Annotated in this window: 13 protein-coding genes, 1 pseudogene and 1 riboswitch; of the genes and pseudogenes, 4 read left to right on the forward strand and 10 right to left on the reverse strand. The window is 46.2% G+C overall.

Annotation, left to right across the window (positions count from 1 at the left end; all coding sequences use genetic code 11):
- Positions 1 to 13: 13 nt before the first annotated feature.
- Positions 14 to 2,284, reverse strand: a complete 2,271-nt coding sequence (locus tag ACU52_RS01180; protein ID WP_053397432.1) for a TonB-dependent receptor — start codon at positions 2,282 to 2,284, stop codon at positions 14 to 16.
- A gap of 72 nt (positions 2,285 to 2,356) precedes the next feature.
- Positions 2,357 to 2,453, reverse strand: a riboswitch (TPP riboswitch).
- 872 nt (positions 2,454 to 3,325) lie between these two features.
- On the opposite strand from ACU52_RS01180, the gene ACU52_RS01185 reads away from it, so the two are divergent.
- Together ACU52_RS01185 and ACU52_RS01190 are read left to right on the forward strand one after the other, a co-directional pair.
- Positions 3,326 to 5,101: a hypothetical protein gene (locus ACU52_RS01185; protein ID WP_147630731.1), complete on the forward strand. Its 1,776-nt coding sequence runs from the start codon at positions 3,326 to 3,328 to the stop codon at positions 5,099 to 5,101.
- A 19-nt stretch (positions 5,102 to 5,120) separates the two neighbouring features.
- The gene (locus ACU52_RS01190) at positions 5,121 to 6,530 is read left to right on the forward strand and encodes a DUF5723 family protein (RefSeq protein ID WP_147630732.1); all 1,410 of its coding nucleotides are present in this window, start codon (positions 5,121 to 5,123) and stop codon (positions 6,528 to 6,530) included.
- Between the two features lie 430 nt (positions 6,531 to 6,960).
- Here ACU52_RS01190 and ACU52_RS01195 read toward each other — a convergent pair whose 3' ends face one another.
- From ACU52_RS01195 to ACU52_RS01215, 5 genes are all read right to left on the reverse strand, one after another.
- Positions 6,961 to 8,607 carry a fumarate hydratase gene (locus ACU52_RS01195; RefSeq protein WP_021853299.1) on the reverse strand — a complete coding sequence of 549 codons (1,647 nt, stop codon included), beginning with the start codon at positions 8,605 to 8,607 and terminating at the stop codon, positions 6,961 to 6,963.
- A gap of 697 nt (positions 8,608 to 9,304) precedes the next feature.
- Complete coding sequence (locus ACU52_RS01200) at positions 9,305 to 10,324, reverse strand: nucleotidyl transferase AbiEii/AbiGii toxin family protein (protein WP_053397435.1); 1,020 nt, start codon at positions 10,322 to 10,324, stop codon at positions 9,305 to 9,307.
- A 14-nt stretch (positions 10,325 to 10,338) separates the two neighbouring features.
- A complete protein-coding gene (locus ACU52_RS01205; protein WP_053397436.1) occupies positions 10,339 to 10,947 on the reverse strand; it encodes a DUF6088 family protein in 609 nt (202 codons plus the stop codon).
- A gap of 366 nt (positions 10,948 to 11,313) precedes the next feature.
- A complete protein-coding gene (locus tag ACU52_RS01210; RefSeq protein ID WP_082335097.1) occupies positions 11,314 to 12,180 on the reverse strand; it encodes a retropepsin-like aspartic protease in 867 nt (288 codons plus the stop codon).
- Positions 12,181 to 12,196: 16 nt separating this feature from the next.
- Positions 12,197 to 12,640: a hypothetical protein gene (locus tag ACU52_RS01215; protein WP_053397438.1), complete on the reverse strand. Its 444-nt coding sequence runs from the start codon at positions 12,638 to 12,640 to the stop codon at positions 12,197 to 12,199.
- Between the two features lie 410 nt (positions 12,641 to 13,050).
- On the opposite strand from ACU52_RS01215, the gene nhaA reads away from it, so the two are divergent.
- Complete coding sequence (nhaA, locus tag ACU52_RS01225; protein ID WP_021853929.1) at positions 13,051 to 14,379, forward strand: Na+/H+ antiporter NhaA; 1,329 nt, start codon at positions 13,051 to 13,053, stop codon at positions 14,377 to 14,379.
- A 252-nt stretch (positions 14,380 to 14,631) separates the two neighbouring features.
- On the opposite strand, the gene ACU52_RS01230 is transcribed toward nhaA, so the two are convergent.
- From ACU52_RS01230 to hflX, 4 genes and pseudogenes are all read right to left on the reverse strand, one after another.
- Entirely contained in the window at positions 14,632 to 17,538 is a 2,907-nt protein-coding gene (locus ACU52_RS01230; protein ID WP_053397440.1) for a M16 family metallopeptidase, read from the reverse strand.
- 68 nt (positions 17,539 to 17,606) lie between these two features.
- On the reverse strand, positions 17,607 to 19,433 hold the full coding sequence (locus ACU52_RS01235; protein WP_053397441.1) for a DUF4954 family protein: 1,827 nt from the start codon (positions 19,431 to 19,433) through the stop codon (positions 17,607 to 17,609).
- 14 nt (positions 19,434 to 19,447) lie between these two features.
- Positions 19,448 to 19,612, reverse strand: a pseudogene (locus tag ACU52_RS01240) (GTPase HflX); the annotation flags it as partial.
- 330 nt (positions 19,613 to 19,942) lie between these two features.
- Complete coding sequence (hflX, locus tag ACU52_RS01245; protein WP_021853925.1) at positions 19,943 to 21,187, reverse strand: GTPase HflX; 1,245 nt, start codon at positions 21,185 to 21,187, stop codon at positions 19,943 to 19,945.
- 1,206 nt (positions 21,188 to 22,393) lie between these two features.
- Between hflX and ACU52_RS01250 the strand changes: the two genes are divergently transcribed.
- A complete protein-coding gene (locus tag ACU52_RS01250; RefSeq protein WP_053397443.1) occupies positions 22,394 to 24,358 on the forward strand; it encodes a glycoside hydrolase family 97 protein in 1,965 nt (654 codons plus the stop codon).
- Positions 24,359 to 24,608: the final 250 nt, after the last annotated feature.

The following is a 24,608-nucleotide window of genomic DNA, read 5'->3' on the forward strand; positions in this document are numbered from 1 at the left end:
GCAGCTGCTGTTGTTAGAACGTCAGGCTGAGATGAGCCATAAAGTTTATCGGGGCCTGTGCGGCATATCCCGTTTCGTATTCGTCGTCTTCAGTGTAGGCTATTACCTTGCCGTCAGCATTCTTCTTGTAGCCTGGGGCAGACCATCCGTTGTTCATGTATTTCTCGCTGAACAGATTGTATACAGTGCAGCCGAGGGTTATGCTCTTCAGACCTTTCAGCTTGAATGTATATGAAAGGTCAAGATTGGTTACAAAGTAGCTGTCAATCATCATGCTGACCTCGTTGCCTCCGTTATCGTTCTCGCTGATGTAGCTCTTTATGCCGGTGTTGGTGAGATACTGCTCGCCGATATACTGACTCTGGAGCGATGCGCTAAGTCCTTTCCAGTTGAACGTAAAGATGTTGTTGAAGATGAAGTCGGGCGAGAATGACAGCGGTGTGTCGCCGAGCGTTACGCTTTCGCCCGTGTCGCTCAGTGTTATGTGCCAGTCTTTAGCGCGGTTGCGGCTCCATGTTGCGTTGGCGTCCCAGCGCAGCCAGTCGACAGGTTGCCATGCTGCCTGCAGCTCAACGCCCATACGGTAGCTCTCGCCCACGTTGCGTGCTATCATTTCGCCTATGTTGTTAAGTTCTCCGGTCAGCACAAATTGGTCGTTGTAAGTCATGTAGTAGAAGTTGACTCCGGCAGAGAATCTGTTCGTGGTGAACTTATAGCCAAGTTCCCAGTCGTAGAGCCTTTCTGCCTTGAGGTCTTCGCCAAGGTTGTCCTCGTAGTCGTTACGTGTCGGCTCGCGGTGAGATATGGCAAACGAGGCGTAGGCCTGGTGGTTGTTGTTCATCTGCCAGAATATTCCGGCTTTCGGGTTGAAGAAGTCGAACGAGTTGTCTTCGTTGAACACAATCTGCTTGTATGTGTCGTAGTCGAATGCGTCGCACGGTCCGCTCATCTTGTAGTTTACATGGCGGTACTGCAGGTCAACGTATGCACTGAGTCCCTTTATGAACTCGTAGTTTACCTTTCCGTAAATATTGCCGTCAGTCTTTTTGGCGTTGTTGTCATAATATTTGTGGTTAGGCTCTATGTCTTCGTCGAAGTTTTTCACCCAGAGCACGTTGCCGTAGTGATCGCCGTCATATTTGTTCCAGCCTCCGCCGATGGTGGCTTTCAGACCCTTACGGTTGTTGTAGTTGAGCGATGCTATGGCTCCGTAGAAGTCGTTGTCCATCTGCTTGCGGCGCACCAGGTCGCTCGTCTTGCTCCAGTCGTTGGTCAGAGTATATTCGGCCAGTGTTCTTCCGTCCTTGTATTCTTCGTAGTAGCCGAAGCCTTTTGTGTAATGCAGGGCCACGTTGAGGCTCAGTTCACGTGACAGAATCTGGTTCCAGAGCAACTGGTAGTGCTGCTGATGATAATAGTCAATCTGGTTGTCGTAGAAGTGCATGTTGCCGTCTTCGTCGGTATACATATATCCGCAGGAGTTGTATCTGCGGCCGTAGAGGTTCATCTCGTAGAGCGAAGCATAGTTCCATGCATGATATGTCTCTTCCTTTCCGTTGAAGGTGATAAACTTCACTACGGTGTTGTCTGAGAAATATCCGCCCTGCAAGAAATAAGAGTCGAGCTTCGACGATGCACGATCGATGTAGCCGTCGCTGCCAACGTTGGAAAGGCGTCCCTGGAAGCCCCAGTGACCGTTGATAAGTCCTGTGCCGAAGCGGAACGTTTCCTTGTGTGAGCCGTAACTTCCGGCAGAGAGGTCTATTCCGCCGAAAGGCTTCACGCCGATGTTTTCGGTCTGCATGTTTATCGTGGCGCCGAATGCACCCGCACCGTTGGTTGATGTGCCCACACCGCGCTGAATCTGCATGCTCTCAACGCTCGATGCAAAGTCGGGCATGTTGGTCCAGTAGACGTTGCTGCTCTCTGCGTCGTTGATTGGAACGCCGTTGGCTGTTATGTTTATTCGTGTAGGATCGGTACCGCGCACTCTTATACTGGTGTATCCGATGCCGTTTCCTGCGTCAGAAGTTGTCGTTACCGAAGGTGTCAGTGATAGGATAAATGGTACGTCCTTGCCGTAGTTCATCGACTTTATCTGTGACTTGCTGATGTCGGTGTGCGTGATAGGCGTTGTCTCGCCTGCACGTGTAGACAATACTTGAACTTCCTGCAGTGCAACGGTCTTTACCGAGTCTGCCTTTGTCTTTCCTGTTTCGTTAGCTGCTGTTGCGTTGGTTAATGCCAATGACAATGTTGCCGCAACAAAAAAATGACGTTTCATTAAAAAACTAATAATTAAATACACAAAAAGGGGCATACTTTCTTATGCTTAAATCCTTTAGACCAAAAACAAATTAGTTCGGCCGTTTATCCCTACGCCGGAATTACCCGTATCAGGTTCCAGGGTTTAATCTCAGCCTGCAATTTATCAGGCACCCCTTAATCTACCGTTTGTAAACCGGCGGCAAAGTTAAGGCTTTTTTAACTAACATGCAACTCTATTGTAATGTTTTTGTTTCAAAAATGTAAATAATCATGATATTTTGACGGCTGAATGGATAAAAAATAAAAAATAGCAATTTTTCAAGCGTAAAATTTTGTGATATGAAATTTTATTCGTATATTTATGGCAGAAAAAGAACAGATACAAATAGTTATCTGGCGGTCTCAAAAATATGCAACAATCAGAGCAATCTGATAAAGTAAGAAAAAAGATGATTTGTGATAATTGCCCTTAAAGTGATGAGGAGTCTGTTGAAGATGTAAGCACTTGATTTGAGATTGATGTTTTTTATTTAAGATGAAAGGGGAAAGAAAGTAAATGCAGTTTGTTGATACGGATGTTTTTTATAATTACTCCTTATCGCTTTTGCTAAAGGGAATGGCGGCTAACATTTAGCCGCCATTTTTTGTGGCTAAAAAGCGTGTCTCTCTTTTGTCATATCTTCGTTATTCTGTCGCTTTTGTGGCTCAGAATTCATGTTTTCTTTGGTGCGCCAATGTGTCTTTGACTTTTATCATACTTAGTGTTTCTTGCTGTTTGTGCATATTGCGTGTTATATTATTACGGATAAAGTGAAAATGTATTCAGTCTGTTGTAGGATGTTCTTTTGGTAAAATAAAGTGGTTTAAAAGTTGCATTGTTTTAAAAAGTTTTTATTAAATTTGCACATCTTTTATAACAAACGCTGTTTATAGGTATTAAAAAATAGGTATGAAATAATTTTGTCGGTAAAAAGCAGGCATATTTTGCATTAATATTGAGAATGTTAATTGTTTCCAAATAAATTGATAAGAAGAAATAAACCAATAAAAAGAACTAATGAGAAAAAGAACTTTTTCATCTAAGCTGTTCCTTCTTTTAGGAACGGCCGCAATCTTAGGATTTTCCGCATGTACGGACAATGACTATGATTTTAATGAGATTGACTCAACAATAGGTATAGGAGGCGATGGTCTCGAGATACCTTCGATGTCAACAGAGATTATCCCGTTGAAGGATGTTTTGGAACTGGAAGAGAATGGTAGTGTTATTGAAGACGAACTGACCGGCGACTACGTATTCCGTCAGGATGGTGCCGATGTAGCCCCGGTTCATCCTTTTATTGATAAGATTACTGTTGCCGAGCAGACGTCGACTTCTAATGATGTTGAACTTGTGTTCTCTACGCCTTCTGGTTCGCGCCGTCGCAGCCGTGCAACACGTGCCGGAGGCGAAAGTCTTGTGGCTGACGGATGGCTTCAGGCATTTACTTATGAAGGCAAGCAGCCAGAAGAGGTGGTGGATTTGTCTGACGCTGAGGTAAGCTCTTCGGTAAATCTTCAGATAAACTTCAGCGACGTAAGGTCTGTTGTAAGCCAGTTTGACCAGATTGTCATTGCCCTTCCGGCGTTTATGACATTGTCTGACGTTAATTGCGGCGGTCATGCATATACGATGTCTGGATCAGAGCTGACGCTTAAGAATGTTTCAACTTCGTCGAACCTTACTATAACAGCAAACGTAACTTCTCTTGACTTTAAGGAGAAAGACACCACATACGGCTCGCTTAAACTTTCTGGCGGCAAGATTATGATGGACGGAAAAGTCTATATCAAGGCCGTGGCCACAAGTATCAATGCAGGTGCAGGCAGCACTACAGGCAAGAAGATAAGCAGCACAATGACTATGAGCAGCTTTGTTGTTAATGCAGCTACGGGTAAGTTTAACCCTGAGATTGCGCTTAACGACCTCGGCAGCGTAACCGTTAGCGGCATTCCAGACTTCCTGCTTGGCGGCAATGTGGTTGTCGACCTGTATAATCCGCAGATAAAGCTCACCATGACAAGCGACATGAGCGTGCCCGGCAAGCTTGACGGCGTGATTAAGTCGTTTAAGGACGGTCAGCTCCTGGCTACGGTGAACGTAAATGATATTCCGATTGATGCCAACAGAACCTCAACCGTATGCATATGCCGCAGGGCTGAAGGCGTTACCGGCTTCGACCATGTCATTGTAAACGAGAGTCTGTCTAAACTTATCGAGACTATACCTGACAACATCACTTTCTCTGCCAATGCAACGGCAGACAGCAAGAACGACTATCGCTTTGAACTCGGACGCAACTACACGGTGCAGCCGGTTTACAAGGTAGACGCTCCTATCGCCTTTGGCGAGAATGCCAATATAGAATATCGCGACACGCTTGACGGATGGAACGACGACATTGAGGACTTTGAACTTGCTGAAGGTTCGTATATCAATCTTGATGCAAGCATAAAGAGCTGCGTGCCTGCTTATATGTCTATCACAGCAGTGCCTGTTGACGCCGACGGCAATGCCATCAGTTCAGACGAGCTTTCTGTTGAAGTAGAGGGTACAGTAGAGGCATCTAAAGACGGAGTGACTGAAACAGTTTCGCCTGTTAATATAAAGATTAGCCAGAGCAAGAGAGGCGCAATGAAGAAGCTCGACGGTATCGTGTTTGTCGTGTCGGGCAAGGCCAACGGCGCCAGCGGAGCCGTTACGGGCATTACGCTCAACGCACAGAAGCACTCGCTTAAGGTTGACGAGATTAAAATCAAACTTGTGGGAAAACTGATAGGCAACTTTAATTAATAAAAAACAACAGGCAAAAATGAAATCAATATATAATAAGGCTATCGTTGCAGCCTCAATGCTTATGGCATGCAGCGGCGCCATGGCCCAGGAACTTAACTCGGCCTACTATACAGAAGACTATAATTTCCGTCATGAAATGAACCCTGCCTACGGCAACGAGCAGAACTATGTGTCTATCCCTGCACTCGGAAACATCAACGTCGGACTGCACGGAAACTTCGGCTATCAGGATGTTGTGCTGCATAATCCTATGTATGGCATCGAGGGCGGAAAGAAGATGACAACATTCATGAACCCTTATATCTCTGCTTCAGAAGCTCTCGACGGCTTCAGCACAGGCAACAACCGCATTGTCGGCGATGTAGGCGTAACGCTGCTTTCTGCCGGATTTAAGGCTTTCGGTGGATATAACACCATCACGCTGTCGTCTAAGACATCGTTTGGCGTGTCGCTGCCTTACGAACTGTTTGAGTTTGCTAAAAACACAGGAAACAAGACTTATAACATCGGCGACATCAACGTAGGCGCCAAGTCGTATGTCGAGCTCGGCCTTGGCCACTCTCGTCAGATTAACGACAAGCTGCGTGTGGGCGCCAAGCTGAAGTTCCTGTTGGGCGTAGCCAGTGCCGACTTCCTGTTCAAGGATGTTAAGGCCGACCTGGCTTCAAACGACAAGTGGATAATATCAGGAACGGCTACTGCCGATGTATCGATGAAAGGATTCACTTATGAGTCGGAGACAGCAGAGTATAACGACCCGTCGAAGGGTGAATATGAGAAGATAAACAGCGCTAATGTTGACGGTGCAGGCATCGGAGGCTTCGGTATGGCCATCGATCTCGGAGGTGTTTACAAGATAAACGACGACTGGACTGTCAATGCTGCTGTGCTCGATCTCGGTTTTATCAACTGGAGCAACGACATGCAGGCCGTTAACAGAGCCGACAAGTTTGAGTTCAGCGGTTTCCGCGATTTGTCTGTCAAGAGCGACCACGGGTCAACCATCGACGACCAGCTCGACAGCTATGGCGACCAGATTACAGACTTTGTAAACCTCAGAGACAACGGCGACCAGGGCGGACGTACAACCGGAATAGGTGCAACCGTAAACGTCGGTGCTGAATATAACTTGCCTGTTTACCGCAAAATAACATTCGGAGCACTGAGCAGCACGCGCATCAACGGGGCCTACACATGGACAGAAGGACGCATCAGCGCCAACTGGACTCCGCTGAGCTGGCTCGACGGCGGCGTAAACTTTGCTGTCAACAGCTTCACAACAAGCATGGGCTGGGTGCTCAACATTCATCCCAAAGGCTATAACTTCTTTATCGGAATGGACCATGTCCTCGGCAAGAACAGCAAGGAGGGCATTCCGCTCAGCTCTAATGCAAGCCTTGCGCTTGGCATGAGCATTGCGTGGTAAACTTTTTTTACTTACAATAAAATAATAGAGGCTGCTTCGGATTCGTTCCGGGCAGCCTCTTGTTTTTTGCATTCTCATCATCTTAAGCTGTTCTTTTGCCTATTGCGCTTATGCGTGTGGCGCAGTTTTCTTGCCTTAATCCTATATCTGTTATTGGCATTCTGCTGTATTGTCGTTGCCTATTTTCCGGCATATCAGGCTATATTCTGAAACAACAGCCGGTAGGAAGAAAATAGAAAAACTGCAGCCTGCTGAATGTATCTGCATTCTTGTGGAATTAAGCTATATGCGGACTAATCGTCGTTTTGGCTTACAATATTGCTGCGTGTGGCTCCGCTGCAGCCATGCATGCCATGAACACGCAAAAAAAGGCAGACCGGACATCACGTCCAATCTGCCTTGAAAATGAAAAATATATTAGAAAAAATTATTATTTACATGAAGGAGTCCACGGCTTCAGCTGCTTGAAGAAGTCGTTGCCCTTGTCGTCAACGAGGATGAAAGCAGGGAAGTCTTCAACCTGAATCTTCCATATAGCCTCCATGCCGAGTTCTGGATACTCAACACACTCGATGCTCTTGATGCTGTTCATAGACAGAACTGCTGCAGGACCGCCGATGCTTCCAAGATAGAAACCGCCGTGCTTCTTGCAGGCGTCGGTAACAACCTGTGTGCGGTTGCCCTTTGCTATCATTACCATAGAGCCTCCGTGATCCTGGAACTCGTCTACATACGGGTCCATACGGTTGGCTGTTGTCGGGCCCATTGAGCCGCAAGGCATTCCTTCCGGAGTCTTTGCCGGACCGGCATAGAGTACGGGGTGATCCTTGAAATACTGCGGCAGATCCTCGCCTGCGTCAAGACGTGCCTTCAGTTTGGCATGTGCTATGTCGCGTGCAACGATTATTGTGCCGTTGAGGCTGAGACGTGTAGATACAGGATACTGTGACAGAATCTTGCAAACCTCGCTCATAGGCTGGTTGAGGTCTATCTTAACGGCGTTGCCTTCGCCAGCCTTGCGCAGCTCTTCAGGTATCAGCTCGCCGGGGTTGTCGTCAAGTTTCTCAATCCATATACCGTCCTTGTTGATCTTAGCCTTGATGTTACGGTCGGCAGAGCAGCTTACACCCAGACCGATGGGGCATGATGCGCCGTGGCGCGGCAGACGGATGACGCGGATGTCGTGAGCAAAGTATTTGCCGCCGAACTGAGCTCCGAGTCCAATCTTGTGAGCCTCCTCGAGCAGCTCTTTCTCCAGTTCTACGTCGCGGAATGCGCGTCCTGTCTCGTCGCCTGTTGTAGGCAGGTTGTCATAATAGTGAGTAGAAGCCAGCTTAACTGTCAGCAGGTTCTTCTCGGCTGATGTACCGCCGATAACGAAAGCTATGTGATAAGGAGGACAAGCAGCTGTGCCGAGAGTCTTCATCTTCTCAACCAGGAACGGAACCAGCGTGCCCGGGTTCTGTATTCTTGCCTTTGTCTCCTGATAGAAATATGTCTTGTTGGCAGAGCCTCCGCCCTTAACCACGCACAGGAACTTATACTCGCAGCCCTCTGTAGCCTCGATATCTATCTGTGCAGGCAGGTTGCAGCGTGTGTTAACCTCCTCATACATGCTCAGCGGAGCATTCTGAGAGTAACGCAGGTTCTCTTCTGTATATGTCTTGTATACGCCTTTCGACAGAGCCTCCTCGTCGCAGAAGCCAGTCCATACCTGCTGTCCCTTCTCGCCGTGGATGATGGCAGTACCTGTGTCTTGGCAGAAAGGCAGCTTGCCCTTGCATGCCACTTCGGCGTTGCGCAGGAAAGTCAGAGCCACATACTTGTCGTTGTCGCTTGCTTCGGGGTCGTTAAGTATCTTGGCCACCTGCTCGTTGTGAGAGCGGCGCAGCAGGAAGTTAACGTCGCGGAAGGCAGCGTTTGTGAGCATGGTCAGTGCTTCGGGGCTTACCTTCAGTATAGGCTTGCCTTCAAACTCGCCTAATGACACTCCCTCTTTCGTGAGGAGATAGTACTCTGTGTCGTCCTTGCCCATCTGGAACATCGGGGCGTACTTGAATTCTGGTGTTGTTGCCATAATGTTTTTATTTTATATAACAGTTGTTCGTAAGTCGCTTTTGTGGCCGTCTTGCGGTCTTTCCGGCTAAGGCTGCCGTATGTGTTTTCATGCCGTGTCAGCAGCGACGGTGTCGCGGCATGGTGTTTGACTGCAAAGTTATATAATTTTTTTGAAACCCCATTCTTTATTTCTGCTTTATTAAGTCCAAAACGTTCATTCCGGCGCAATGTTCACATTATTAAATCTTTTTACCCTTTTTTCAGTTTTATCCCTTTCCGGCGTGCCGTAGCATCGTCTTTCTAAAGGAGTCTCTTGCGCAGGAGTATGCCTGCGTATGTTCGCATGAGCACACTTGCCAAGCGTAGCGTAATGACATATTTAGGCTATATGAGAATCTTTAAAATAAGACAGTTAAATTGTAAGGGCGAAAAATTGAAAGCAAAATATATTCTTATGCTTAATGTCTGCGTAAAAGAGATGTCTTGTCGACGCTGATTGTAAGCAAAAGATGCTATGCAAGTTTCAAACTGTTAACCTATCGTTTTTGAGTCGTAACTCGGCCACTTTTGCATCAAAAGTGGCCGAGTTTTTAGTCGTAAATAAGTGAGTTTTTGAAGGCGGATTGGCCATTTTGTGACTGTCCAATTTTTGCCCACAAGTTTGATTTTTATATTTTTCGGTAATATGGTACAGAACTGTTCGGTGGTTTGACTTTTTACATATTCCTCACTCTTTCTTGCAACTCCCTTATTTTCTGCATGAGCGCATCAAACTCTAAGGATTCACCATAAATGAAGAAACGCCTCATGTCTGCATAGTCATTTTTCCATGCCCCTATAACCGATTCTGGTATCGTGAAATTGATGGTTGATGGATCATGTGAATCATAGTTTACATACTTCAAAGCATAATAAGTCTTACGATGTTCAACAATAGCATCATATAGTTTTCGATTTGACAAAGCTTCTTTTCCATATTCTGTATCCATCAGTTTTTCTAAATCATACAGATGTCGTGACATTCGTACGCTACGTGGTTTTTCTTTTTGGAATTCTTCCGCTAAAAGAAATAGCTTCTCAAGGAATGTACGAGTAGGAATTACGGTTCTGGCTGAACTATCTGCATCGGTATCTTCGCCATCAAAACTTTCACCTATTAAGGAACGGATTGGTCTTAATTCCGTAGGCTCATTCATAGAGAGACAACTTATTTCAATCTTAACACGTGGAGGTATATAATTTATCGTATCTTCAAGAATTGATGGATAGTGTAATAGAATTACAGTAGGATCTTTGTCCGAATCTATTGGCCTACATTCCCCATTTTTATCTTGCACTTGAGATACATTCTCTATATTGTAACCAGAAACTCCCATTTCTTTCAAACGGGCATCTAATTGTGCAGAAAGGGTCTCGTGAATATATGCCCGTGCCTTTTTGCGTAATCTTTCCCGCTGACTTTTACTTGTTTTCTCAATACCAAAGAATGAATGATTGATTGCCAAATCAATGTCTTCAGAGAAACGCTCTATGATATTAAAACCTTTTGACAACGATGTTCCGCCTTTGAATATCAAAGAATCACGGCAATCTGTTTGAAATAATGCCTTCAGCGTAACTGTTACCCACCAGTCCTTTTCTATTGCTATCTGATTAATGCCAGGATGTTCAATCTCCGTCTGCTGTAACATTGCTAAACGGTCCACTATTTCATTGTTTAACCACAGCTTTCCCATAATTTAAGTTCATTTTAAGCGGTTACCATTGGTTTTATAATTCGTTTCATCCATGCAGGCATCATATCTACATCTTTGATTAAAGCCTCCTTATCTGTTTCTTTTGATACCAATTGTCGAATTATATTCAATTCGCGTTCTCCTATATTCTCCTTTTTCAGAGCCTTAAGAGCTTGAACAAGTAGTGAAATAAGGCGAGTACTATAACAGAAGTTTTTAGGGACACCTCGTTTTAATATTACTTTCCTGTTTGATATAATTACTGTTCTTTCACTACCTGTAGTCAGAAATGTATAATTCATCGGTACTTGAGTTGATAGCCCTAATGAATTCAATGCAGTCATACCTGATGGTAACACCTTTGCTTTATCTCGTACAGCAATTGCTTGTACGATTTTATCTACCGAAGGAAGTACATTACCGAATCGACTTTTTCTTGGCTTGGCATATATTCCATGTGCAATTTTAACAAGTGTACCTTCATTTGTCAATTCAGTTAAAATACTGCCAACAAATTCTGTGTGATATTCAGGGAAGTCTGAACGAAACAGGATACAATCTTCAGGCATCGCTTCTATACGTTGCTTGAGAGTAGTACTATTTATAGAATATTCATTAGTCATATCACCTTTGAAATTTTGATGATTTTTCAAATGCAAAGATACAGAAAGGATTCAAATAAATGGTAAATTACCAAGTAATTTTTGTTTTGTGTCGATTTTCCAATGTCTTTCCGTAACTTTTGCAAGAAAAGATAACTTGCTTAGAATAGCTCGATTGGTAGGATTGTTTGAACTTTAAAAAACGAAAGATCTACTGTTCCTATTTCTGAGTTCTTAATTATTATGCTTCAATGGATAACTCTTGATGCTACAAAGGTAAAAAATAAATGCAGACGAAAAGAAGATGATAATAATTCTCTTTCGTCTGCATAATAGATAATTATTGTTCCTATATTTGAAGTCTTTTCTTATTTGCAGAATTTGCTCTTATTCAAATGTTGTTAATACAAAATCAACCAAATTGAATCGTACTTTTCTAAAAAGCATCAATGATTTTAGCCCCAAATTACATTGATAAGAATATAATACACCACCTGTATTATTTTCCAATAAAACAACCATTTCAGGTACAGATAATTTACTATTTCCTAATTCGAGTTCTATGTTTTGTATTCGGTAACACTTCGATATGTGTACACCTCCAATTCCTGCACCTCTGATAGTATCTAATTTACAATGAGTAGTGATGTATTCTTTGTTATTCTCAAAGAATCTTTTGTCTAATGAACCATATGAAGCATCACCGGTATCAATATTCATTAACATTTTATTACCTTGTACGATACCCTTGCTCAACAAATTCATATTGGATGAAAAACACATGTTTGGAGACGCTTGGCTTCGTTTTGGAGCAACTGATGGAACTGTAATTTTATTATTAACAAAATCAATGGTTAGGTCTTTGAGTTGTAACATCAGTTCGCTGCCCACAACAATATTGAAACAGTCAATATATTTGTCTGCCTCTTCGTTATTGGTTGTTATATCTATGACGTAAAAAGGAACATCAGTAACAATCATATCCCCAATTTTTAATTCCTTTGCTATTGCGTATTTCCCATTTTGTATGCCTACTCCGCCAACTGTGCTTGATGCTTCAAGTGGAATTAAATTATATTTAAGGGCTAATGATTCTGAAATAATATTTACTCCTGCTCCTGTGTCAAAAGTAATATCTGCTTCAGCTCCATTAATATAACTGTCCTTTAGATGTATTAATACTGAATTATTCTTTTCCGGGCCAACAGGAACAATCTTAAATGGAATAGTTCCTGACGAATTTTTAAATGTGATTTTATATGGATTGTATTTAGATTAAAGCTTTGTATTGATTGATAAATTGCTGAACACCAGCAATGGTTGTGCTGTCAAGATGAGTGCGTATTGAGTCAAGAGTTGAAGATAACATTTTTGCGGCAGTCTTATTATCTCCAATCCTGCTTAAGTCCATTGCAAACATCATGGACGAATTGAGCATATTGCCAAAATCAAGATTTTCTGACTGAGTGTTGAATAATTCCGTAAACGCAGGAATTGAAACATCTGGACGATTTAGCCTATTTCCTATAAGGCAACGGGAAAATATTTCAAAGAAATCGCTGATTGAATCTTTTGGTTCTGTTTGATATAAAGAATCCAATGCAAACCAGTCTGAATTATTCATTGCATCAGCTATTTTTTCATCTGAACTTTGGCTATATCCAAATGAAAATGAACCTAAACATATCCATAATGTAAGAATGAGTTTTTTCATAATCTGTCGTATTGTTGTTTAACATTAATCATTACTACCGTAATCTAATTTATAAAGAAGCGTGGAACTGCACAGCTACGTCTTTATTCGGAGGTCGTAGGAAACCTTGCATACAGATGTAGTGATAACAGCCCACGCTATAGCGTGAGAACCACTATGCCATCTGAGTATGCAATTTGAAAATTTCCTACGTTTCCAAATACTTGATGCGCATAACGCTTCTTCTTTCTAACATGTCTTGGATAGAGTTTTCTCAATCCGATGCAAATTTACAAAAAAATAATAATCATTCTATTATTATGGAAATTTTTTCAATGTTTTTCCGTAACTTTGCCCGCATGGATAACAGCCTCTTTTGCGTCCTGCAGCGTATAGCCGCGGCAGCGTGAAGAGATAAACATTTTTTAGTTATGATGAGACAATATCAAGACACAATTAACCACAGACTGATAATGCCTTTACAGCATTTCATCAATCAGGAAAAGTCGGGCGGAATAGTGCTCGGCATCAGTATTGTTATTGCCCTTGTGCTGGCAAACTCTCCTTGGAGCGACAGCTATTTTCATTTCTTTGAACATAAGCTCGGCTTTGTGTTCAACGGCGACAACTATCTTTATTACAGTCTTCACCACTGGATTAACGACGGACTGATGTCCATGTTCTTCTTTGTGGTAGGTCTGGAACTTAAACGCGAGTTTATTGGCGGCGAACTTGCCGACGTGCGCAACACCATATTGCCAATCGGTGCGGCCGTGTTCGGCATGATAGTGCCTGCCCTTATATATTTCTCTCTTAATGCCGGAGGCGACACGGCGAGCGGGTGGGGCATACCGATGGCTACGGACATAGCCTTCTCGTTGGCCATTCTTTATGTGCTTGGCAGCAGGGTGCCGCTGTCTATCAAGGTTTTCCTTACTACACTGGCCATTGTCGACGACCTCGGGGCGGTGCTTGTCATAGCGCTGTTTTATACTTCTGAGATTTCGTTCGCGAGCATAGCCGTCGGCGTGGTGTTCCTTCTCGCCATGTTCATTGCCAACAAGCTGGGCGTTAAGAACGTTATATTCTATGGCGTGCTGGGCATCGGCGGCGTGTGGATAGCCTTCCTCATGTCGGGCATACATGCCACTATCGCTGCCGTGCTGGCGGCATTTATGATACCGGCCGACGCACGCATATCAGAGCCTGTGTATCTGGCGCGCGCCTCAAAGCTTATCAACCGGTTCAGAGAGGCAAAGCCTAACGACGTGTCAACGCTCGAGCATGAGCAGGTGGAGATAATAGACCGCATGATGAGCGACTCGCGCGACGCCATTCCGCCGCTTCAGCGTCTAGAGCATTCTATGCATCCGCTCGTGTCGTTTGTCATAATGCCGATATTCGCGCTTGCCAACGCCGGCATATCTTTCGAGGGCATAAGCTTCGATGCCGTTATGGCCAACAACGTTGCGCTGGGCGTAATGCTCGGTCTGCTGATAGGCAAGCCCGTGGGCATTGTGCTGTCAACCGTGCTGCTTACGCGCCTTAAGATAGCAAAGGCGTCAGACACGATGACCATGCGCCGCCTTGTGGGCGTGGGCTTCCTTGCCTCGATAGGCTTCACAATGTCTATGTTCATATCTACTCTCGCCTTTGTAGACGAAACTTTCCTCATTCAGGCAAAGCTCGGAATATTTGCCGCCTCGATACTTGGCGGAGTGCTTGGCTACATACTGCTCAGAGGCGGGGAGCAGAAGTGATGTTTATATTACGGATAAAACGATGGGGCGCGCTGCATAGATACAGCGCGCCCCATCGTTTTTTGTTAATCCTAAGTTTGTTTGTAGTGTATATAATTTTGCCGTCTTGGGCGTAACGTTATGAGCCCTTTTGTCGGTATATGAGCCGCCTGTTGACGGTTGCTCTTGATTTATGCAAATAAGTAATCTTACAGTCAGTCTGGTTATGAAACAAAACCGCCCGGAACGTGTGTCCCGGGCGGCCGTTGTGTATTAATATCCGAAGATTTCTTCAGTTGTAAGTCTCTTAACAGGACCAATCTTCTCAAGAGCCTTCATGTCGAGCTGTTTCTCATCGCCGAGAATCATGTAGCGGTAAGGCTTGTTTGCCATGTTCTCTTTTTCAAACTTAGCAACATCCTCAAGTGTCAGTGAGGGCACAGCCTCATAAATCTTCTTGTTGATGTCGTAGTCGATGCCGAGGTTTTCTGCGTTGATGTATGCGTTGAGAATGCCGGTCTTGGTTGTGCGTGATGTGGCAAGACGCTTCATCAGTGCCTGCTTTGACAGCTCAAATGCCTTTTCAGACTGCGGCATGGTGTCCAAAATGCTGTTGAACGTGTTGATGCAGTCCATCATCTTGTCGTTCTGTGAGATGATGTATGTATAGGCAAATTCAGTGTCGTCCTTGTAACTTGGTGTGCCGTACATTGCGAAAGCGCTGTAGGCAAGGCCGCGTGCCTCACGCAGCTCCTGGAATACAACGGTGTTCATGCCTCCTCCGTAATATTCGTTGAACAGTGCTGCTATCGGCTCCTGCTCTGCGTTCCATGTATTGCCCTCATTGTGATACTGAATCATGTATATGTTCTTTGCGTCATAAGGAGCGATGAGCACTTCGTTCTGAGCAGTCTGCTGCAGCTTATAAGGCTTGTTCTGCGGCACGTCGGCAAGCTTCTTGGCTGTCTTGTGTTTCTTGTTGATTGTGGCAGTAAGAGTCTTCAGATCCATCGGGCCATAGTACAGAATGCTGTGCTTGTAGTTCTTCAAGTCTTTTATCATGTCTACAAGTTTCTGCGGATCCATCTCCTTCAGTTCTGTTGACGACGGCATGTTGCGTGCACCATTGTAAGGACCGTACATTCCGTACTGCTGCAGTCTGTTGAAGTTCACTCTTTGGTCGAGTTTATTGTCGGCGCGCGACTTTTCAACAATGCCTACATATTTGTCATAAGCCTCCTTGTCAACCTTCGCGTTGGCAATGAAGTCTTCCATGAGTGTCATGGCTTCGGTCATATTCTCTGCCAGACCGCTGATGCTTACCTGCAGGGTTCTTGAGCCTACGTTGATGCTGTAAGAGCAAGCCAGCTCGTAGAACTTCTGTTTCAGCTGCTCGGCTGTCATCTTGTCTGTGCCTAGATAGTTGAAGTATTCAGTAGCGTAAGGCAGCCACTTGTTGCTTGTCTCGCCGAATTTGTAGTAATAGTTCAGCATGAAGCGGCCATTCTCGGTGTTCTTTACGTAGAGCACTGGCAGGCCTTTCTTAGTCTCGCCCTTTGTAAGATCCTTGTTGAAGTCAACAAATTTAGGCTGTATGGGCTCTGTCTTAGAGTTTACGATTTCTGTAACAAATGCACTCTGCAGGTCGCGGTTGGTAGGTATCGCGGTGATATGCGGCTTGTCGATCTTCTTGATAGATGTGTCTTCGCCTATACGTTTGTAAACGGCGATGTAATTATCTTTGAAGTATTTGTTTGCAAAGTCTACAATCTGCTGCTTTGTTATTTTTGAAATTCTGTCGAGTCTGCCTACCACGTCGCTCCATTTCTGGCGGTTGATGAAGGCGTCTACATACATATTGGCACGTCCCTCGTTGCTTTCAAGAGTGTTGTAGAACTGCAGTTTCTTGTTGTTGATGACGGCCTTCAGCAGGTTCTCGCTGAACTCGCCCTTCTTTATCTTCTCAATCTCACCCAGGAGCAGACCCTTGACGTCGTCGAGAGACTGACCCTCCTTGGGGAATCCTGCCATTACGAATCCTGAATATTCAGCCAGCGGATAAGTGAAAGCACCGCCGCCGAGCCATTTCATCTGCTGGTCGAGGTCGAGGTCCATCAGTCCGGCCTTGCCGTTAGACATCATGTCGCAGATAACGTCGAGAGTGTCGTTCTGGAAAGATGCAGCCTTGTCGAATCTCCATGCCATGTATATGCGCTCAGACTCCTGGCCTACAACGGTTGTGTCTGCCGGTGCTGTGCGTTCAGGTATAGGCGCATATTCGGGCTGTGAGAGGTTGGGGTTGGGCTTCCATGTGCCGAAATACTTGTCGATTATGGCTATGGCCTTGTCTGGATCGAAGTCGCCGGCCATGCAGATAGCCGTGTTGTTTGGCACATAATAGCGGCTGAAGTAATTCTTGATGTTTACTATCGACGGATTCTTCAGGTGCTCCTGTGTACCGATAGTGGTCTGTGTTCCGTAGGGGTGTCCGGGGAAGAGCATGGCGTTTAAGGCTGCAAACAGCTTGCGGTTGTCGTTTCCGAGGCTGATGTTGTATTCCTCGTATACGGCTTCAAGCTCGGTGTGGAATCCGCGTATTACCATGTTCTGGAAACGGTCAGACTCTATCTTAGCCCAGTTTTCAAGCTCGTTGGCAGGTATGTCTTCAACGTAGCATGTAACGTCGTTGCTCGTATAGGCGTTGGTTCCCTCAGCACCGATAGACGACATCAGCTTGTCATACTCGTTGGGGATGAAGTATTTGGCTGCAAGCTGCGACAGACTGTCAATCTGCTGATAGTAGGCGCGGCGCTGAAGAGAGTCTTTCAGAGTGCGGTAAACCTCAAAGCGGTTCTGTATAGAGTCGAGCAGCACGGCCTCTTTAGCAGCGTCGATGGTACCGAAGTTGCGTGTACCCTTGAACATGATGTGTTCAAGATAATGGGCCAGACCTGTCGTCTCAGGCGGGTCGTTGCGGCTTCCGGTACGCACGGCGATATACGTCTGTATACGCGGTTTCTCGTTGTTTACTGACAGATACACCGTCAGACCATTGTCGAGGGTGTAAATTCTTGTGTTCATCAAATCGCCCTTGACGGTTTGATACTTGTATTCCTTGGCTGCGGCCGATAGTCCGCACATGAGAAGAAATACATAAATGAATACCTTAAAATTTTTCATTGCTGTTGTTATAATTCAGTTTTTCCTTTATTAGATTTTTTCTTCCGTTATTGTCCGCGCCTTCTCCGTTATTCTTCTTCAAGCTGCGTGATAAACTTTTCGAGCACGGCATGCTCCACGTCGCCCATGCTGTATTCCTTTTCGGCGTCTTTGCGTATCTCGCTTATCCATGCCTCCTTGGCAGCCCTTCCTTGCTGTATAATCTGCTCTATACCGCTTTCGGTAAGGTCGTCGGTGCCGAGTTGTGATGCAATGATGTTGCGTGTGAATGTTATGAGATATTCGCCGTAGCGCTCGTTTACGTTTTTCATGAACATGTCTATGTCGGCAGTGCTGCGCAGATAGCCGTTGCTTATGGCGTTCACTATGTTGCGCTCTTCCTGTTCGGGCAGCAGCATGCCTGCCAGGTCGCCCCATTCGCCCGTGCCGCAGTCGCGTCCTTCAGCCGTAAGGTCGTATCCCGCTGCGACGTCGCCGGCAAACAGCTTTATTGCCATGTCGTAGAGCCGGATGCCGCGTTCGAGCGAGTTGCGGCTTATCTTGCATCCTCCGCAGGTGTAGAAGGCCGTGTCTTCACCCTGAGACTCACGCATCTGTTCAAGAGTCTTCTTGCCCGCGATAATCTCGTTTATGGTCAGCGGACTCAGCCAGTCGTGGTTTATCAGGCTCTTGCGGCTGCTCTGTATTCTCACGTCGCGCCGCGGCCACTTGCGTATGTCGCGGTATAGGCCTACGGTGGTGATGTTTATTCCGGGCACGACGAAGGTCTCCCTTCCGTCTGATATGATATACGAGAACGGCAGGTTCCTCGTGTCGGGATGGTTGGTTATCTTGCCCAGGCACACCGAGAAGGCGCCAATGTTGGCCGGCAGCAGCAGATGAGAGCCGCTTGCCGTCTTTGTTCCGCGTTCAAGGCATCCGTAGTGTATAGGTCCCATCTTGTAGGCATGGTTGCTGAAGTTGGTTGCAGAGCCTGCATTATAGAACGAGAGCATGCAGCCTATGAGCAGCGTGCTCTTGTGATGGCTTGCCGAGAACGGGCCGCAGAAGGCGGCGCACGCCTCGCCGTTGCTCATGTAGCAGTTGGCGAAAAACAGGCTGCTTTCGGCCGTAAATCCGTTTGTTATCTGGCATGCCTCGCCCACAAAGCAGTTGGTTATGTTGGCGCCGTTGAGTACGGCAGAGCCGTCGGTGACGATAGAGTTTTCGCATATAACGCCCGAACCAATGAACACGTTGTCCTCGAGACCCGATGCCAGGGTGCAGTCGCTTATGCGGCTTGCCCCGTTAATCTCGCAGTTGTCGCTGATGTGCGTGTTGGTTATCTCGGCCGTGTTCACTATTTTCACGTTGTTGCCCACAGTGCTTTTCTCTCTCGCCCTGCGCTCAATGTCGTCTCTCACGATGCCCCTTATTGCCGCCGTAAACTCCTTGTCGGCTGCGTTGCGTATCATCAGCGCCGCCAGGTTGCTCGTCAGTCCGCTGAACAGTATGACGTTGCCGTTTCCGGCCTCGTTAAGCACGGATATGGTGTTGCCTTCGCCGTAGGTGGCTTCGGCCGTTGTCTCCATGGTGCACACGTTGCAGATGCAGCATTCTTCGCCTATGGCGTAGTTGTTGATATAGTTGCCGATATTCTCTATCAGGCAGTTGTCGCCTATATATGCGTTGCGCAGCGTGGCGTTTCTTATACCTGAGTGCCTGACAAATCCGTTAGACACCTCAATGTTCTTTTCGAATACACCCATAAAGATTTCGCCATAGAAGTTGACGTTCTTTATGTAAGTAGGCTGAAAGTCGTCGGCCACATTAATGTTTGTCCAGTCTTCAGCCGTACATCCGTTCTCTTCAAGAATGTTAATCTCTTCGTTGGTCAGAAGTCTGTATTCGTCCATAGCATAAAGTTTTATTAGATTAAATCATTGTAGGGACACTTCAGTACGTGCAGTTCGCGCACTGTCTTATGCAGAGTGTCTCCCAGTTCTTCAATGTTAATCTTGTTTTTTGCCGAGATAAACAGGCAGTTGTCGTTCAGCTTGGCCATCCACGTCTTTTTCAGTCCGTCGAGCGTTAGTATTACATTCTGAGTAATATCTTCAGTTTCGTCAATACTCATGGAGAGAGCGCGGGCTGTTGCCACAGCTTTTGCTCTTGTTGATTTTGCTATTTGTTCGAACCCGGTCTGCTCCATATTTTGCTTTGTTTACTGTTATAACGTATTGATGTGGATATTATAAACTGCAATTAACATTTATTATAAAAGTCCTTCTTTTATTTTATGTCATATAATAATATGACTTTTTGATTTTCTGTTTGCTGAACTTCAGCCGTACATCCTTTCTACTCGAAAATGTCAATCTCTTCGTTGGTCAGGAGTCGGTATCCGTCCATGGCGTAAAGTCTTTTATTCGATTGGATACAGAAAATCGTTGTAGGGATACTTCTGTACATGCAGTTCGCGCACCTTATTATATAGCGTCTCTCTCAGCTCGTCAATGTTAGTCTTGTTTTTTGCCGAGATAAACAGACAGCTGTCGTTAAGTTTTGCCATCCACGTCTTCTTCAGTTCGTCGAGCGTAACGTTCTCCTTCGTTGCCGGAGTGAGGTCGTCAGGGTCTTTCTCCACCCATGTGTATGAGTCTATCTTGTTGAAGATTATCATCGACGGCTTGTCGGCGCATCCGAGATCCTTCAGCGTGTTGTCTACAACCTTTATCTGCTCCTCAAAGTCGGGGTGTGATATGTCTACCACATGCAGCAGCAGGTCGGCCTCGCGCACCTCGTCGAGCGTGCTCTTGAACGAGTCTACAAGGTCGGTTGGCAGCTTGCGTATGAATCCCACTGTGTCGGCGAGCAGGAACGGCAGATTCTCAATGACCACCTTGCGCACCGTGGTGTCGAGCGTTGCGAACAGCTTGTTCTCGGCAAACACGTCGCTCTTGGCCAGAAGGTTCATCGTGGTCGACTTGCCCACGTTGGTATATCCCACGAGAGCCACGCGTATAAGCCTGCCCCTGTTCTTGCGCTGTGTGGTCTTCTGCTTGTCTATTTCGGCGAGCCTCTGCTTCAGCAGCGACATGCGCTGAAGGATTATTCGGCGGTCCATCTCAAGCTGAGTCTCACCCGGTCCGCGCAGTCCCACAGAACCTTTTCCGCCGCCCGAGCCGCTTCCGCCTCCCTGGCGCTCAAGGTGAGTCCACAGTCGCTGCAGTCGCGGCAGCATGTATCTGTATTGTGCCAGCTCCACCTGCGTCTTGGCGTTGGCTGTCTGTGCGCGCATGGCAAATATGTCGAGGATGAGCGAAGTGCGGTCAAGAATCTTCACCTTAAGTTCGTTTTCGATGTTGCGTATCTGCTTGGCCGACAGCTCATCGTCGAATATCACCATTCCGATTTCGCGTTCGGCGTCTTCCTCATCCTTTATATATTGTTTTATTTCTTCAAGTTTTCCTTTGCCTACATACGTGGTCTGGTTAGGGCCGCCCACTTTCTGCGTAAACCGCTTTACGGTTACGGCGCCTGCAGTATCTGCCAGAAACTCCAGTTCGTCGAGATACTCTTTTGTCTTGGCTTCGTTCTGTTCTTGGGTTATCAGTCCTACCAGTATGGCCGTTTCGGCTTTTACTTCAGAGATTACAAATTCTTTCATCAGTTGATTTCAATCTTTGATACATAATAAATACAAAGTTACATTTTTTATGTTGAAATACAAAATAAAACGAAACTCTTAACTCTTGCTTAACGTTACGGGCTGTTTAGCGGTGCTGACAAATTGTTTTTATTTTCGTCTAAAAAGTTATAAAATATAATCATATTCCGTAAACGTTTACGTAGTTTTTTTGACTAAACTACATATATTTTTGATTTGTGTCAATTTTTTTGCCTACCTTTGCTCACGATAATAAAGATTTTCAGAATTACATGCTACATTAATACTAAAGACTAAGACATTCAAACAGAAAGAATTTGCTCCGATGTGGTATCGGGGCATTTTTTCGTTTATGCCCCTTTGTGATTTTTTCCGTTTCAGTATAGCCGTGCGACATTCATTGCGGTCTGTCTTGACGCTATGGCGATAAAAGTTTTTTTGTAAAAACTCATCACTCGTCACAAGTGATGTTAATATCCTGACTGTCAGCTTTTTATAGTGTGATGAGTTGCATTTTCAACTCATCACGGCTCATCATGCAACATGTTTTTCGGCCGGTTTTTCATATAATTCAAGTATGATTTACGCCAAAATCAGCCCGTAATGGCAGGCTGTGACGAGTTGAAAATGCAACTCATTACATCATAAGGCGTTGACATACAGTGTCTTATATGCCGATGTGATGAGTGATGAGTCTGTTGAAAAATCTTTTTATCCAAAATAGTTATTAAGATTTTTCCTCATTGTTGTTTCCTGTTGCCGGTTGACAGCGTCTGCGTGCAGAATTAAGACGCATGCGGTTTGATAGTCATATTCTGACTATGTTTTTATGCCTCTGCAAAAGCATGCCTTTTACGTTGCGATATGTGGCCTTTTGGCATGCAAAAGGTATGCTTTCAGACGCTGATTTGCCACCTTTTGCAGACAGGGAGATGGATGGCGCAGCGTAGGGTAGACACAGCCGGGGCTTCCGGCAGCGAGGCAATGTTTTTTATCTGTATAAATTATGTCGATTACGTGTTGTCGCGTTTGCAAATATTTTTGTAATTTTGTGGTGTCTTGTCTGCCGTTCCGCTTCTGTAGTGCAGCGTGGCAGCAGACCCTCTGGCCTTGTGTTATAGACTTGCTGCTGAGGACATAGGGGCAGGGGTGAAGCTGAATGTGGCTTAATATGATTGAAACTGAGAATAAAAAATATAGAGAAAAATGAAAAACCTGTTTATTTTATCATTCGTCTTATTGGCTTCCTTGGGCGCAGATGCAGCCAAAGTGGATGTGAAGTCGCCCGACGGCAAACTCGTTGTCAGCATATCTGATGACGGCGGAAAGCCTGAGTATGAGGTGAATTACGACGGTACTGCCATGCTCGGCAGGTCGGCCCTCGGACTGAAAACTGATGTTGCCGACTTCACTTCGGGACTGACAATCGTAGATTCTGAAGAAAGCAAGATAGACAAGAAGTATGATATAACGAGGACAAAGACATCGTCTGTGCATTATGTGGCCAACAGGCTCGACGTGGTTTTCAGAAAAGAAGACGGCAAGAAGATAAAGGTTACGTTCTGTGTGTCGGACAACGACCTTGCATATCGCTACACCCTGCTGCCTATAGAGGGCAGCGACTGCCGCTGCGCCGTGGTATACAGTGAGGCGAGCAGCTTCACCTTCCCCGAAAACACCACCACGTTTCTGTGTCCGCAGATAGGTCCCATGACCGGATGGATGCGCACAAAGCCGAGCTATGAGGAAGACTATACGGCAGACGCACCAATGAACGTGAAGTCGGCTTTTGGCCGTGGATACACCTTTCCGTGCCTGTTCCGCATCGGCAACGACGGATGGGCGCTGGTGAGCGAGACCGGTGTTGACGCCGGCTACTGCGGCTCACATCTCAGCGACTATGCCGAGGGCCGTGGCTACACGGTGGCTTTTCCAGACAAGGGCGAGAACAACGGATTCGGGAGCGAGTTTGCCGCCATTCCCGTGCCTGGCTCAACGCCGTGGCGCACCGTTACCGTTGGCAGGACGCTGAAGCCTATTGTTGAGACAACGGTGCCCTTTGATGTGGTTGAACCGAAGTATGAGGCTTCAACCGACTATAAGCCCGGCCGCTACACATGGAGCTGGCTGCTGTGGCAGGACAACTCGATCAACTACGACGACCAGGTGGCTTTCATCGATCTTGCTGCCGAGATGGGCTACGAGTATACGCTTGTTGATGCCGCATGGGACGTAAACATAGGGCGCGACCGCATGGCTGAGCTGAGCCGCTACGCGCAGTCAAAGGGCGTTAGTCTGCTGCTTTGGTATAACTCCAACGGCTTTGCCAACGACGCTCCGCAGTCGCCGCGCCACTGTATGAATACGGCCGTGGCCCGCGAGCGCGAGATGAAGTGGCTAAAGAGCATTGGCGTGAAAGGCATAAAGGTAGACTTCTTCGGCGGCGACAAGCAGGAGACGATGCGTCTTTATGAAGACATACTGAGCGATGCCAACCGCTACGGGCTGCAGGTGATATTCCACGGATGCACCATTCCGCGCGGCTGGGAGCGCATGTATCCCAATTATGTGGGCAGCGAGGCCGTGCTCGCATCAGAGAATGTATATTTCTCGCAGAGACACTGCGACCTCGAAGGCTTCGAGCTAACCATGCACCCCTTCTCGCGCAACGCCATTGGAAGCATGGACTGGGGTGGAGTGATAATGAAGCACCGCATGGGGCGCGGCACCGACAGCGGCAACTATCGCCGCACGACCGACGTGTTTGAGATGGCTACGGCCATAACCAATCAGGCCAGCGTGCAGTGTATAGCCGTTCAGCCCGACAACATAGCCGAACTGCCGCAGTTTGAGAAAGACTTTCTGAAGACCGTGCCTGCTGCATGGGACGAGACACGCTTTATCGACGGATATCCGACAAAATATGTCGTTATGGCCCGCCGCCACGGCAACGACTGGTATGTAGGCGGACTCAACGGCACCGGCAAGCCGATGACCTTGACCGTCTGTCTGCCCATGTTTGCCGGGCAGAAGGTGAAACTTTATGCCGACAACAAGAAGAAAAAGGGCGAGGCCATAGCTTCGTCTGCGCTTAAGACCGTGAAGGTTGACTCTAAAGGCATGCTCAAAGTTACCATGCAGCCTTTAGGAGGCATCATCGTAACTAAATAAGAGTTATTAAATCCGCCGCCGTGCGGCTCTCTGTGCCTGCCCAGACATTGTCCGAGGCAGGCAGTTTTTTATGTTCAGACGGCATAAGGCGAAATGTTATGCTAATTAAGTAATGTTGCGGTTTGCCTTTCATGCTGCCTTGTGAAAGGTTGTGAAAATTACCCATGTAAAGTTATAAATGTATTATCACACGCAATAATAAAATAAATTTCGTAACTTTGCAAATGAGATTATTAATTACTAACCAATA

The organism is Xylanibacter rarus (genome assembly GCF_001275135.1).
In the GTDB taxonomy this organism is placed as follows: Bacteria; Bacteroidota; Bacteroidia; order Bacteroidales; family Bacteroidaceae; genus Prevotella; species Prevotella rara.